At 62.8% G+C, this 13,400-nt stretch carries 9 protein-coding genes; 3 read left to right on the top strand and 6 right to left on the bottom strand.

Going from position 1 to position 13,400, the window contains the following annotated elements:
* Positions 1–3: 3 nt before the first annotated feature.
* From HB777_01305 to HB777_01280, 6 genes are all read right to left on the bottom strand, one after another.
* Complete coding sequence (locus HB777_01305; GenBank protein QND62678.1) at positions 4–1,110, bottom strand: ABC transporter substrate-binding protein; 1,107 nt, start codon at positions 1,108–1,110, stop codon at positions 4–6.
* A gap of 242 nt (positions 1,111–1,352) precedes the next feature.
* Positions 1,353–2,525, bottom strand: a complete 1,173-nt coding sequence (locus tag HB777_01300; protein ID QND62677.1) for an iron-containing alcohol dehydrogenase — start codon at positions 2,523–2,525, stop codon at positions 1,353–1,355.
* Between the two features lie 17 nt (positions 2,526–2,542).
* Positions 2,543–3,931, bottom strand: coding sequence for an aldehyde dehydrogenase family protein (locus HB777_01295; protein ID QND62676.1), 1,389 nt, complete (start codon positions 3,929–3,931; stop codon positions 2,543–2,545).
* A gap of 136 nt (positions 3,932–4,067) precedes the next feature.
* Complete coding sequence (locus HB777_01290) at positions 4,068–5,438, bottom strand: glutamine synthetase (GenBank protein QND62675.1); 1,371 nt, start codon at positions 5,436–5,438, stop codon at positions 4,068–4,070.
* An 85-nt stretch (positions 5,439–5,523) separates the two neighbouring features.
* On the bottom strand, positions 5,524–7,086 hold the full coding sequence (locus HB777_01285; GenBank protein ID QND62674.1) for an amino acid permease: 1,563 nt from the start codon (positions 7,084–7,086) through the stop codon (positions 5,524–5,526).
* 21 nt (positions 7,087–7,107) lie between these two features.
* Positions 7,108–7,926, bottom strand: coding sequence for an N-formylglutamate amidohydrolase (locus tag HB777_01280; protein ID QND62673.1), 819 nt, complete (start codon positions 7,924–7,926; stop codon positions 7,108–7,110).
* A gap of 143 nt (positions 7,927–8,069) precedes the next feature.
* Here HB777_01280 and HB777_01275 point away from each other — a divergent pair, with 143 nt between their 5' ends.
* The 3 genes from HB777_01275 to HB777_01265 all read left to right on the top strand — a co-directional run bounded on the left by HB777_01275 (position 8,070) and on the right by HB777_01265 (position 13,327).
* Positions 8,070–8,897 (top strand): MurR/RpiR family transcriptional regulator, encoded by an 828-nt coding sequence (locus HB777_01275; protein QND62672.1) that lies wholly within the window; start codon positions 8,070–8,072, stop codon positions 8,895–8,897.
* A 159-nt stretch (positions 8,898–9,056) separates the two neighbouring features.
* Positions 9,057–10,211, top strand: a complete 1,155-nt coding sequence (locus HB777_01270) for an efflux RND transporter periplasmic adaptor subunit (GenBank protein ID QND62671.1) — start codon at positions 9,057–9,059, stop codon at positions 10,209–10,211.
* Positions 10,208–13,327, top strand: coding sequence for an efflux RND transporter permease subunit (locus HB777_01265; GenBank protein QND62670.1), 3,120 nt, complete (start codon positions 10,208–10,210; stop codon positions 13,325–13,327). The genes HB777_01270 and HB777_01265 overlap by 4 nt, the downstream gene beginning before the upstream one ends.
* The last annotated feature ends 73 nt before the right edge of the window (positions 13,328–13,400 follow it).

Here is a 13,400-nt window from a genome sequence, read left to right as displayed (position 1 = left end):
GAGTTACTTGACGTTGGCGCCGACGACGGCATCCCAGTTCTTGGTGATGGCTTCCTTGGACTTGCCCTGCTCGTCGAGTGTCGGGAACACGGCGGACGCATAGGCTTCGGCCGGCGGCAGCTTGGCCAGCACGTCCGCCGGGATCTTGCCGTTCTTGGCGAGATCGTTGAAGCGGATCGGGTGGCAATAGCCTTTCAGCCAGCCGATCTGGCCTTCGTCGGAGTAGAGGTATTCCAGCCAGAGCTTGGCTGCATTCGGATGTGGCGCGTAGGCGCTGATCGCCTGCACGTAGACACCGGCGACAACACCGGTCTTCGGCACGACGACGTCAACGGGCGGATTGCCCTTCAGCGTGTCGCGACCGGCGAGCGCGTTGTAGTCCCAGGTGATCAGGATCGGGGTCTGGCCCTGGGCGAGTGTCGCGGCCTTGCCGATGACCGGCACGAAATTGCCGGCGGCGTTGAGCTTCTTGAAGAAGTCGAGGCCAGCGGTACCGGCAGCTTCACCGGCGGCGGCGCCCGTCGACAGGCCGGCGGCATAAACGCCCTGGATGGCCTGGTTCGAAGCGCGCGGGTCACCGGCGAGTGCGACCGTGTTGGCGAATTCCGGCTTCAGAAGATCGGCCCAATCGGCCGGAGCTTCCTTGACAATGTCCTTGTTCACCTGGAAGGACAGCACGCCGTAATAGTCGCCGGTCCAGTAGCCTTCCGCATCCTTGGCGCTGTCGGGGATCGTGTCCCAGGTCGACACCTTGTAAGGCTGGATCAGACCATCCTTCTTGGCGGTCGGGCCGAAGGACAGTCCGACGTCGATGACGTCAGGCGCCTGCGGGCCCTTGTTGTCCTTGTTGGCCTTGATCGCCTCGACCTCGTCGCCGGAACCGGCATCGGGGTTGAGTTCGTTGACGGTGATTTCCGGATATTTCGCCTTGAAGCCTGCGATGACATCGCCATAGCCGCACCAGTCATGCGGCAGCGCGATGGTGGTGAGCTGGCCTTCGGCCTTGGCAGCCTTGACGAGATCGTCCAGCGACGCCGCGGACGAAATCACCGACGACACCATCAGGGTCGCGGCCGAAAGGGAAAGCACTTTCCCCGTGAATTTGAACATGTGTTCTCTCCGTTGAACTGACGCCGTTGGACGCCTGCGATGCGGTATCGTTTTCATGTGACAGCCAGATGAAAGCTTTATGAAACCGGCTGCTCGCAGTGCGAAAAAGTAAACTCTTTTTAACCGGTTGTAGCAATCGCCTCGCGATTCTTTTTCCGGCTAACTAGTTTGTGCCTTGCCCGTCATCCTCCCCCTTGTTTTTGTAGCCCCTTTTCAGATCAATTCCCTGTGCGGAAAACGCCTCAGATCGTGCCGGCAATGGCGTTTTCGAGCAAGGTCAGCGCCGCCTTCTTGGTCAGCTTGACCGGGTTGCCGCCGGCGGTCGGATCGACCACCGCCATGTCGGCGATCAGCGCCTTGCGTTTCTTGTCCATGTCGAGCCCCTTGATCAGGCCCGGCAGCGCATGCGGCACCTTCAATTCCTTGCGCAGCTTGATGATCGCCTTGGCGAAGCCGTCGAAGCCGCCCTTGATGCCGCAATAGGCGGCGAGCCGGCCAATACGCTCCTCGATGGAGTCCCGGTTGAAGGCCAGCACATAGGGCATGAACACCGCATTGGTCATGCCGTGATGGGTGTCGTAGAGCGCGCCGACCGGATGCGACAGCGAGTGGATGGCGCCGAGCCCCTTCTGGAAGGCGGTGGCGCCCATGGCGGCGGCGCTCATCATGTGGGCGCGCGCGACGAGATCCTTGCCGTTGGCATAGGCCTTCGGCAGGTTTTCGAAGACCAGCCTCACGCCTTCGACGGCGATGCCGTCGGCCATCGGATGATAGCCCGGCGCGCAATAGGCTTCGAGACAGTGGGCGAGCGCATCCATACCGGTGCCGGCGGTGATGAAACCGGGCATGCCGACCGACAGTTCCGGATCCGCAATGACGATGGCCGGCAACAATTTGGGATGGAAGATGACCTTCTTGGTGTGCGTCGCCTCATTGGTGATGACGCCGGCGCGGCCGACTTCCGATCCAGTGCCGGCGGTGGTCGGCACGGCAATGATCGGCGCGATCGCATCCGAATTGGCGCGCGTCCACCAGTCGTCGACATCCTCGAAGTCCCACACCGGCCGCGTCTGCCCGGCCTGGAAGGCGATCAGCTTGCCGAGATCGAGCGCCGAGCCGCCGCCGAAGGCGATGACGCCGTCATGCTTGCCCTTCTTGAACACGGCGATGCCGGCGGTGAGATTGGATTCGACCGGGTTCGGCCTGACCTCGGAGAACACGCCGTAGGGGACCTTGGCGTCGTCGAGGATCTTCAGTGTCGAGGCGACGACCGGCAGTTTCGCCAGGCCCGGATCGGTGACGAACAGCGGCCGCTTGATACCGGTGGCCGCCAACACCTCAGGCAATTCCTTGATGCGCCCGGCGCCGAAGCGGACGGTGGTGGGGTAGTTCCATTTGGAGATCAGCTTGGACATTTTTGTCTTTCAATAAATCAGATGGCTTCGCGCAGATGGAATGATTTCGGCCTGGTCAGATTGTCGTAGCCGATGGCCGACAAGCCCGCGCCCTTGCCGGTGTCCTTGACGCCGGTCCAGACCAGTGCCGGATCGAGGTAATCGCAGCGGTTCATGAACACCGTGCCGGTCTCGACGCGGTTGCCGATCGCCACCGCTTGCTCGGTATCGCGCGTCCAGATCGAAGCGGTCAGTCCGTAGGGGCTGTCGTTCATCAGCGCGATCGCCTCTTCGTCGTTGCGCACCTTCATGATGCCGACGATCGGGCCAAAGCTTTCCTCGCGCATGACGCTCATCTGATGGTCGACATTGGTCAGCACTTCAGGCGCCAGATAGGGCGAGCCGGCCTCGTCGTTCGCCACCTTCATGTTGATGTGCGCCACCGCGCCCTTGCGCAGTGCCTCGGCCTTCTGTTCACGGATCAGGTCGGCGAAGCGCGCCTGCGCCATCGGCCCCATCGTCGTCGCCTGGTCGAGCGGGTTGCCGACGACATAGTTCTTGGTCTCGGCGATGAAGCCTTCGACGAATTCGTCATAGACCTTCTCGTGCACATAGACGCGTTCGATGCCGCAGCAGCACTGGCCGGAATTGTAGAAGGCGCCGTCGACCAGATTGGCGACGGCGTGATCCATCTTGGCGTCCGGCAGCACATAGGCCGGATCCTTGCCGCCAAGCTCGAGGCCGAGCGTCATGAAGGTGCCCGCCGCCGCCTTTTCGATGGCGCGGCCGCCGCCGACCGAGCCGGTGAAATTGACATGGTCGATCTTGCCCGAGCCGAGCAGCTTTTCGGTCTGGGCGTGGTTCAGCACGACATTCTGGAACACGCCCTTGGGCAGGCCGATCTTGTCGAAAGCCTGCTGGAAGCGCTCGCCGACCAACAGCGTCTGCGCCGCGTGCTTGAGGATGACGGTGTTGCCGGCCATCATCGCCGGCACGATGGTGTTGACGGCGGTGAGGTAAGGATAATTCCACGGCGCGATCACCATGACGACGCCAAGCGGATCCTTCTTCACATAGCGGCGGAAGCCGTCCTTCGGGTTGGAGGCCGGCACCGACCTGAGCGCCTGCTCGGCGATCTCGACCATGTAGTTGGTGCGTTCCTTGACCCCGCCGAACTCGCCGCCATAGCGCACGGGACGCCCCATCTGCCAGGCGATCTCCGGCACGATCTCGTCGGTCATCGCAACCAGCGCTTCCAGCATCGCAAGCATGTACTTGCCGCGCTCGACGATCGGCGTCTCAGCCCATTTTGCTTGCGCCGCCTTGGCGCGCTCAACCGCGGCGTTGATCGCCTGATCTGTTGCCACGGGCCGCTCGGCGTAGATCGAGCCATCGACTGGGGTAATGAGTTTGACCGTCTCGGTCATTTTGTAAGTCCTCGTATTCTACAACAAAAATCGCATGGCCTGGCACTGCCCCTCATCCGCCTGCCCTTACCCTCTCCCCATTCTTGACGGGGAGAGGGTAAGGGTGAGGGAGTGGCGCCGACGAACGGGTGGATACCTAGTACCGTTCGAACCCTCTGTGCAGTTCCCAATCCGTGATGCGGCGGTCGTATTCGAACTGCTCCCACTTGGCAGTGTGGACATAGTGTTCGAGCACATCCTCGCCGAGCGCGTGCTTGAGCATCTTCGACTTCGCCAGCGTCTCGGTGGCATCGCGCAGCGTCTTCGGGATCTCCGGCAGGCGCGATGCCTGATAGGCATCGCCGACAAACGGCTTCTGCAATTCCAGCTTCTCGTCGATGCCGGCAAGACCGGCGGCGATCAGCGCTGCGAAAGCAAGATACGGGTTGAGGTCGGCGCCGCCGATGCGGCATTCCATGCGAATGCCCTTGGTGCCCTCGCCGCACAGGCGGAAGCCCGCGGTACGGTTGTCCTCGCTCCACATGATCTTGGTCGGCGCGAAGGTGCCGGCCTGGAAGCGCTTGTAGGAGTTGATGTAAGGCGCCAGGAACCAGGTGAACTCCTTGGCGTATTTGAGCTGGCCGGCGGCCCATTGCTGGCCGAGCGTCGACAGCGTCCAGTCCGCCTTTTTGTCGAAGAACAGCGGCGTCTTGCCGTCGGCGCTCCACAGCGAATTGTGGATGTGGCTGGAATTGCCGGCGAGCCCGTAATTGTACTTGGACATGAACGAGATCGCCTTGCCCTCGGACTCGGCGATTTCCTTGGCGCCGTTCTTCAGGATGACGTGGCGGTCGGCCATGTCGAGCGCCTCGGCATAGCGCACATTGATCTCTTCCTGGCCCGGACCCCACTCGCCCTTGGAATTCTCGATCGGAATGCCGGCCGCTTCCATCTCGTTGCGAAGCCGGCGCATGACGCCTTCTTCCTTGGTGGTGATGCCGATCTGGTAGTCGCCGATATAGGGCGATGCGGTGTCGAGACCCTGCCAGTGCTTCTTACGGGCGGAATCATAGGTCTCGTTGAACAGATAGAATTCGAGCTCGGAAGCGAAATAGCCGATATAGCCGCGCTCGGTCAGCCGCTTGACCTGCTTCTTCAGGATGGCGCGCGGTGAATGCGGCAGGTCGTCATGGGTGTGGTGGTCGAGCACGTCGCAGATCACGAGTGCGGTTTTTTCCAGCCAGGGAATGCGCCGCAGCGTGGCGAGATCCGGCTTCATGACGAAGTCGCCATAGCCCTTCGACCAGCTTGCCGCCTTGTAGCCGGGCACCGGCTCCATATCGATGTCGGCGGCCAGCAGATAGTTGCAGCCATGCGTTTCGTCATGCGCGGAATCGACGAAATACTGTGCCAGGAAGCGTTTTCCCGCCAGCCGGCCCTGCATGTCGACGATGCAGGCCAGCACCGTGTCGATCTCGCCGCTGGAGACCGCTTTCTTCAACTGATCGAACGAGAAATTTCCAGCCATTCCTTTGGCACTCCAGCGCTTGGGCGATTGAGGGTAAACGAAACCATGGCCGGCAACATGCCGGCCATGGCCATGGTAGGGAGTGTCAGTGGCCGGTCTCGCCTATGGCCACCTCGGCGGCCGCGATTGCGGCCTGGCGTTTGGCAATCTGGTCGCCGATCGGCGGGCCCTGGAAGCGACGGTTCTCGAAACCGAACCAAAGCACGGCGGTCAGCACGATGAAGCCTATGGTGATGTAAAGCACCTTGTCGTTCGGCGGCTGGATGGCGATGTAGAAGATGATCACCATGCCGACAACCGACAGAGCGCAAAACAGCTTGAACAGCCCGGCGCCGAGATTCCACGGTCCCGGATTCGGCCATTTCGCCGTTCCGAAAGCCAGCATGCCGAGCACGATCGGAATGGTGAACGACAGGAACAGGAACACCAGCGTCGAATTGACGACGATGGTGTAGATGTTGGTGCCGCCGATAGAGATGAACTGGGCAAGAAAGACATAGATGATCTCAAGGATCGCAGCGGTCCAGATCGCGTTGACCGGCGTGCGCCAGGTCGGATTGACCCTCGCGAGAGCCGCCGAGCCAACGGGCATGCCGCCGTCGCGAGAGAAGGCAAACAGCATGCGCGAGGCCGACGTCACTGTGGCCAGGCCGCAGAGGAATTGCGAGATCAGGATTGCCAGATAAAGCAGTTCCTTCAGCCAAGCCGGCAGGATCGCGTCCATGGTCAAAAAGAACACGCTCCAGCCCTGCTTGGCGCCGGCCGCCAGATCCGGAATGGCCAGAACAATCGCGCACAGCATGACCCAACCGATGAGCGAGGACCAAAGCACGGACGAAACGATCGCCCGCGGAACCGAGTGCGCTGCCTTCACCGTTTCTTCCGACGTGTGCGCCGACGCGTCATAGCCGGTGATGGTATAAACGGGCAGGAGCAAGCAGAGCAGGAACAGGTAGCTCATGGAATCGGTCTGCGGGAAAACACCGCCGCCAGCATCACCCGAGTAGTTGGTGAAGGTCCAAAGCCGCGTGATGTCGATCGCCGGCGCAAACACCAGGCAAGCCACGATCAGGACCGCCGTTGCTCCGAGGATCAGGAAGCCGGAAGCGTCCGTCAGCATAGCCGTCAGCTTGATACCGAAATGGTTGAACAGCGCCTGCAGCACGGTGATGAAAGCGACGAACCCGACGATCTCACCAGGAGTGCCGGTGATGCCAAACCAGCTGCCGAATGTTCCGACAAAGAAGAAAGCGGTGCCGATGTTGATCGCGCCGAGCACGGTGATCAGGCCGAACAGGTTGAGCCAGGCGGTCAGCCAGCCGGTGAAGCGGTTTCCGAGGATTGAAGACCAGTGGTAGAGGCCGCCGGCGGTTGGAAATGCCGAGGCGATCTGCGCCATGGCAAGGGCGAAGAAGCCCGATACGCAGCAGCCGACGATCCAGCCAATGCCGGCGCCCGCGCCACCGATCGACGACGTCGCCTGTGCGAAGGAATTGATGCCGCCCGACAGGATGCAGATGATCGAGAACGAGATCGCGAAATTCGAGAAGCGGCTCATGCTTCTCGACAGTTCTTGGGCATAGCCCATTCCGTGGAGAACCTTCAGGTCCTCCTTCTTGTCAACGTCTGTATAGCCCGGTGCTGCCATTTTGGTGTCCCCTTTTGGTTCTTAGCTGGCCGATTGAACTGACTTTCCGACTGAATGCGATCTGGTGTGTCCGGCCTCCTCTGGCTCCAGATCCGAAAAAATGCCTGTGAGCAGATCCGCCCATTTCCGCTGCCCGGTCTCGCCGGAGATTTCATCGTTGCGGATTTCGATCATCGCGCAGGGCAAGCCGCGCGAGCGCGCATGCCGTTCCAGCGTGAAATAGACGCGGTCATCAGGCGAATAGGGCTCGTTGACGCCGACGGTGACGCCGGCAAGCCGCTTCAGCGCTGATATCAGCGGTGCCGCCAACCGGCGATCCTCGTCATGGATGATGCCTATATGCCAGGGCCGGTTGCGGCCCTTGTAGACCGGCGTGAAGGAATGCACCGAAACCAGGCGGGTCGCCTGTCCACGCGCCAACCTGTCGTTGACAACATGCTCGATGGCGGCATGAAACGGCTGCCATGACAGGGCGACACGGGCCGCGCGCTGCTTTTCCGTCAGACCGGTATTGCCCGGTATGGCCGTCGTCTCGCTGACCGGCGGTACCAGGTCGGGCGCGTCGAGCGGCCGGTTGCAGTCTACGACGAGACGCGAAATACGGGTTTCGACCAGCGTCGCGTCGAGCGCCTGCGCCATGCGGCGGGCAACCGGCAGCGCGCCTGGATCCCAGGCGATGTGACGGGACAGATCCTCGGCGGCAAGGCCGAGCGTACCGAATTCGGCGGGCAGGAAGTTCGAGGCGTGATCGCAGGTCAGCACAAAAGGGCTCGATCCGCCGGGGTTCGTCACCCTCACGGTATCAGACGATGCAAGGCTGGCGGGCCGTGCTTTCTCCATAGTCTGCCGTCCCCGGGGAGCGCTGTATCGTATGTTACGTATTTTGCCTCATTGCGTCCCTGTGGATGATTTCATACAGTTTGTCCGGCTTTGTCAAATGCGATTTCGGAAAAGACGATCGACCGAGCCAGGGGTGGGAAAAGATGATTTCCAACATTGCCGAACTGATCGCCGACCGCATCGGCACGATGCCGGCCAGCGAACGGCGCGCGGCCCAGACGCTGATCGCTTCCTATCCGATGATCGGCCTGAAGACGGTGGCCGAATTCTCGGCCGCGGCCGGCGTTTCGTCGCCGACGATCCTGCGTTTCGTTGCCCGGCTGGGCTTCCAGAACTATCCGGAATTCCAGTCGAGCCTCCAGGACGAACTAGCGGCGCAACTGCAATCGCCGGCGACAAGGACGCTCAACCCGCCCTCGCCCGGCGGCGGCACGGTGTCGCCGATGCTGGAAGCGACGCTCGACAACATGCGCGAGACGTTCAGGCACCTGTCCGACAAGCAGCTTGCCGACATCGCCGCCCGGCTCGCCGACCGGCGCGGCAAGACCTTCCTGATCGGCGGCCGCTTCACCGATCCGCTGGCGCGCTACATGGCCGCCCACCTCGCCGTCATCCAGCCGGATGTCTTTCACCTCGCCGGACAGGAAAGCATGTGGCGCGACCGGCTGATCGACATGGGCAAACGCGATGTTCTGGTGATCTTCGACATCCGACGCTACCAGGACAGCCTCGCCCGCTTCGCCGAGAAGGCGCATCAGCGCGGCGTTCAGATCGTGCTGTTCACCGACCAGTGGCTGTCGCCGATCGCCCGCTTTGCTCGCCATGTCATCGCCGGGCGCACCGCGGTGCCGTCGGCATGGGACTCTTCGGCTGCCTTGTTCGTCGTCGCCGAAACGCTGATCGGCGCCGTCACCAGGCAACTGGAAGCAGAGGGCGCCAAACGCATTCGCGAGATGGAAAGTCTGCGTTAGACGTCAAACGTTACGCATATTTAATGTGCGCAGGCACTGGAGAGTTGTCATAAGGACGCGATATCGGGGTGGCTTCCTTGCCTTACAATAGCCTCGCTGCGTCTGCTTCATTTCGGGAAACCGGTAGACGGAAGGATTGCTTCACCAACCGGAGTGCCGATGGCCGCTTGGAAACAGATACTTTTCGCGCTTGTGGTGCTGGTTGTGGCGGCCGCCGCCTGGCTGCGCTTTTATCCCGGCGCTCACGACGTGCTGGCACGCTGGGGCATCGACTGGGCTCATGCGGCAGCGCCCCCGGCTGAATCTGGTGCCGCCAACGCGAAGCAGGCAAACGGCCGCAACCAGCGGGTGAACGTGGTCGCTCTGGCGGCCACTTCGGCTGTTATCAACGACCGCCTGCAGGCGATCGGCACCGGCCGTGCCAACGCCTCGGTGACCGTCAATCCCTACAGTTCCGGCCGCCTTGCCGAACTGCTGGTCGAATCCGGCAGCCATGTCGACAAGGGACAGATCCTCGCGACTCTCGATTCCGAGACCGAAGTGATCTCTCAGGACCGGGCCAAGCTCGCCTTGCAGGACGCGCAATCCAAGCTCGACCGCGTCAGGTCGCTGCGTGCCTCCAACGCAGCAACTCCGGTAGCCGTGGCCGATGCCGAAGTGGTGCTGGCGGGCGCCAAGCTGGCGCTTCAGGATGCTGAACTTGCACTGCAGCGCCGGTCGATTCTGGCGCCGATCGCCGGCACCGTCGGCATTCTGCCTATCTCCGCCGGCAACTATGTCACCAACCAGTCGGCGATCGCCACGCTTGACGATCGCTCCAGCATTCTGGTCGATTTCCTGGTGCCGGAGCGCTTCGCCGCCGCCGTCAAGGTCGGTGCGCAATTGACGGCGACTCCGATCGCCAATCCCAGCAATGCCTACACCGGCACGGTTTCGGCCATCGACAACCACATCGACGAAAAGAGCCGCACCTTGCTGGTCAAGGCCAAGATCGCCAACCCGGCCGATTCGCTGCGCGCCGGCATGTCGTTCGGCATCACAATGAAATTTCCGGGACAAACCTATCCGGCCGTCAGTCCGCTGGCGATCCTGTGGGGGTCGGACGGCGCCTATGTCTGGCAGATCGAGGACGGCAAGGCCAAGCGGGTCCCGGTGCGCATCATCCAGCGCAACACCGAGACGGTGCTGATCGACGCCGAGATCGACAGCGGCGACATGGTGGTCACCGAAGGCACCCAGAGCGTCAGCGAGGGCGGCGCGGTCCGCCTCGCCGGCGAGGAGCAGCGCGCCGCGGACGCGGCCGAAGGCTCATGACCGGAACCATCAACGCCGCCAGCGATACCGGGTTCACCGCGCTGTTCATCCGCAGGCCGGTGATGGCCTTCGTGCTGAACACGCTCATTGCCGTTGCCGGCCTCGCCGCCTTCTACGGCGTCGAGATCCGCGAACTGCCCGACGTCGATCGTGCGGTCGTCACTGTTTCCACCGCCTTCGAAGGGGCGGCTGCCGAAACCGTCGACCGCGAACTGACCGACACGATCGAGGGCGCCGTCGCCCGGGTCTCCGGCGTCAAGTCGATCTCGTCGTCTTCCTCATTCGGCTCGAGCCGCGTGACCATCGAGTTCAACGACGGCGTCGACCTCAATGTCGCCGCCTCGGACGTGCGTGATGCCGTCGGCCGCGTCGCCAACCAGATGCCGGACACCGCCGATCCACCGCGCATCGTCAAGGCCGATGCCAATTCCGACGCAGTGATGCGACTGGCGGTGACCTCGGACAACATGTCGATCCAGGACATGACCGTGGTGGTCCAGGACCAGATCGAGGACGAGTTGGCCGCCGTGCCCGGCGTTGCCGACGTCCAGGTCTATGGCGACCGCGACAAGATCTTCCGCATCGACGTCGACCAGAACAAGCTCGCCAGCCTCGGCTTCACCGTTGCCGACCTCAGGACAGCACTTGCCTCGGTCGCCTTCGATTCGCCCGCCGGATCGATCACCACGACCAACCAGGATCTGATCGTCCGCACCACCGCCGATGTCACAACGCCGGAAGAATTCGAAAACATCATCGTCGGCGGCACGACGCGCATCCGCGACGTCGCCACTGTCACGCTCGGCCCCGACGTCGGCCAGACCACGCTGCGTTCGGATGGCAAGACCGGCATTGGCATCGGCATCATCCGCCAGGCGGAATCGAACACTCTGGACATCTCGACCGGCGTCCAGGCCGCCGTCGCCAAGCTGCAGGAAAACCTGCCCAAGGGCATGTCGATCAAGATCACCAGCGACGACGCGGTCTTCGTCAAGGGCGCGGTGCACGAGGTCGAGATCGCGCTTGGTCTGTCCGTGACCATGGTGCTGATCGTCATCTATGTATTTCTGCTCGACTGGCGCGCGACGCTGATCCCCGGCCTGTCGATGCCGGTCGCCATGATCGGCACGATCGCCGCCATCTATCTGGCTGGCTTCTCGGTCAACATCCTGACCCTGCTTGCCCTGGTGCTGGCGACGGGACTGGTCGTCGACGACGCCATCGTCGTGCTCGAAAACATCGTGCGACGACGCAACCTAGGCATGGGGCCCCGCGCCGCCGCCGTGCTCGGTGCGCAGGAAGTGTTTTTCGCCGTCATTGCCACCACCTTGACGCTGGTCGCCGTCTTCGTGCCGATCTCCTTCCTGCCTGGCCAGACCGGTGGGCTGTTCCGCGAATTCGGCTTCGTGCTTGCCATGTCGGTGCTTTTGTCCTGCGTGGTGGCGCTCACACTTTGCCCGATGCTCGCTTCGCGCATGCTGACCAGCGCGTCCCTCCACCACGAAGGCGGCCACGGCATCGGCGCCCGCATCGGTGGCGCGCTTAACACAGCCTACAAGCGCGCCCTGCATGCCTGCCTCGACGCGCCATGGATCGTGCTTCTGGTCGCGGTGCTGTTTGCCGGCATCGCCTTCACCCTGTTCGGCACCATCCGCCAGGAACTGACACCGACCGAGGACCGCGCCGCCGTGCTGTTGCGCATCAGCGCCCCGCAAGGCGTCAGCCTCGACTACACCACCCAGCAGATGCAGAAGATCGAGAAGCTGATCCAGCCGATGCGCGATTCCGGCGAGATCCGCAGCACCTTCGAGAACGCCGGCCAGAACGGCTCCTACAATTCCGGCTTCATGGTGATGACGCTGGCGCCGTGGAACGAGCGCAGCCGCAGCCAGCAGGAGATCATGGCCGAGATCAGCCGGCTGACCAAACAGGTGCCGAGCGTGCGCATCTTCCCGGTGCAGCCCAACAGCCTCGGCATCCGCGGCGCCGGCAACGGCCTGCAGTTCGCGCTGGTCGGCAACGACCGCAAGGCGCTTGGCGACGCGGCCGTGAAGATCATCGCCGAGATGCAGAAGGACCCGCGTTTCCAGACACCGCGCCTGTCCATCGACCCGACGCAGCCGCAGCTGGCGGTGGCCATCGATCGCGAGCGCGCCTCCGATCTTGGCATCGACATATCAGGGCTGGCCAACACCTTGCAGGTCATGCTCGACGGCAACGACGTCGTCGACGTCTACATTGCCGACCGCAGCTATGGGGTGAAGCTGGTCTCGACCACCAATCCGATCAACGATCCGACGGATCTGGAAAACATCTTCCTGAAAACATCAGACGGACGCTTCGTGCCGATGTCGGCCATCGCCACGCTGACCGAACGTGCCGTGCCGCCATCGCTATCGCGCGAACAGCAGCAGCCTTCAGTGGCCATCACCTCCAACCTCAGTGGCGACTTCGCGCTGGGCGATGCGCTGACCCGCGCCGAGGAGATCGCCACGCCGCTGCTGCCCGCCGGCAGCCGCATCCTGCCGTTGGCCGAGGCGACGACGCTGGGCGAGACCAACAGCGCCATGGTCACCATCTTCGGCTTCGCGCTGGTCATCATCCTGTTGGTGCTGGCCGCCCAGTTCGAAAGCTTCGTCAGCGCCGTCATCATCATGGCGACGGTGCCGCTCGGTCTCGCCTGCGCGATTTTCGCCTTGCTGCTCTCGGGCACCAGTCTCAACGCCTACAGCCAGATCGGCCTGGTGCTGCTGGTCGGCGTCATGGCCAAGAACGGCATCCTCATCGTCGAATTCGCCAACCAGCTGCGCGATCGCGGGCTTGGCGTGCGCGAGGCGATCGAACAGGCCTCGATCATCCGCGTGCGGCCGGTGATGATGACGATGATCTGTACCGTACTCGGCGGCTTGCCGCTGGTGCTGGCGAGCGGCGCTGGTGCCGAGGCGCGCGTCGCACTTGGCTGGGTCATCGTTGGCGGACTGGGGCTGGCCACCGTCTCGACGCTGTTCCTGACGCCGGTCGCCTATCTCCTGCTTGGCCGCTTTGTCACGCCGAAAACCCATGAGGAAGCGCGGCTGAAACGCGAGCTCGAGGAAGCCGCCTACACCAGACCATGATCCCGAAAAGTGGGAACCGGTTTTCGGAAAGATCATGGTTGGATCAGGTCCAGATGTAGAGCCGGCGGAATAG

Source organism: Mesorhizobium loti, assembly GCA_014189435.1.
Lineage (GTDB): Bacteria > Pseudomonadota > Alphaproteobacteria > Rhizobiales > Rhizobiaceae > Mesorhizobium > Mesorhizobium loti_G.
This window is presented reverse-complemented; position numbering and strand designations above follow the sequence as displayed.

Coding starts and splice junctions, on each gene's coding strand:
- HB777_01290 (QND62675.1), bottom strand. CDS start 5,438: ATGGCTGGAAATTTCTCGTTCGATCAGTTGAAGAAAGCGGTCTCCAGC.
- HB777_01295 (QND62676.1), bottom strand. CDS start 3,931: ATGACCGAGACGGTCAAACTCATTACCCCAGTCGATGGCTCGATCTAC.
- HB777_01275 (QND62672.1), top strand. CDS start 8,070: ATGATTTCCAACATTGCCGAACTGATCGCCGACCGCATCGGCACGATG.
- HB777_01305 (QND62678.1), bottom strand. CDS start 1,110: ATGTTCAAATTCACGGGGAAAGTGCTTTCCCTTTCGGCCGCGACCCTG.
- HB777_01270 (QND62671.1), top strand. CDS start 9,057: ATGGCCGCTTGGAAACAGATACTTTTCGCGCTTGTGGTGCTGGTTGTG.
- HB777_01300 (QND62677.1), bottom strand. CDS start 2,525: ATGTCCAAGCTGATCTCCAAATGGAACTACCCCACCACCGTCCGCTTC.
- HB777_01265 (QND62670.1), top strand. CDS start 10,208: ATGACCGGAACCATCAACGCCGCCAGCGATACCGGGTTCACCGCGCTG.
- HB777_01285 (QND62674.1), bottom strand. CDS start 7,086: ATGGCAGCACCGGGCTATACAGACGTTGACAAGAAGGAGGACCTGAAG.
- HB777_01280 (QND62673.1), bottom strand. CDS start 7,926: ATGGAGAAAGCACGGCCCGCCAGCCTTGCATCGTCTGATACCGTGAGG.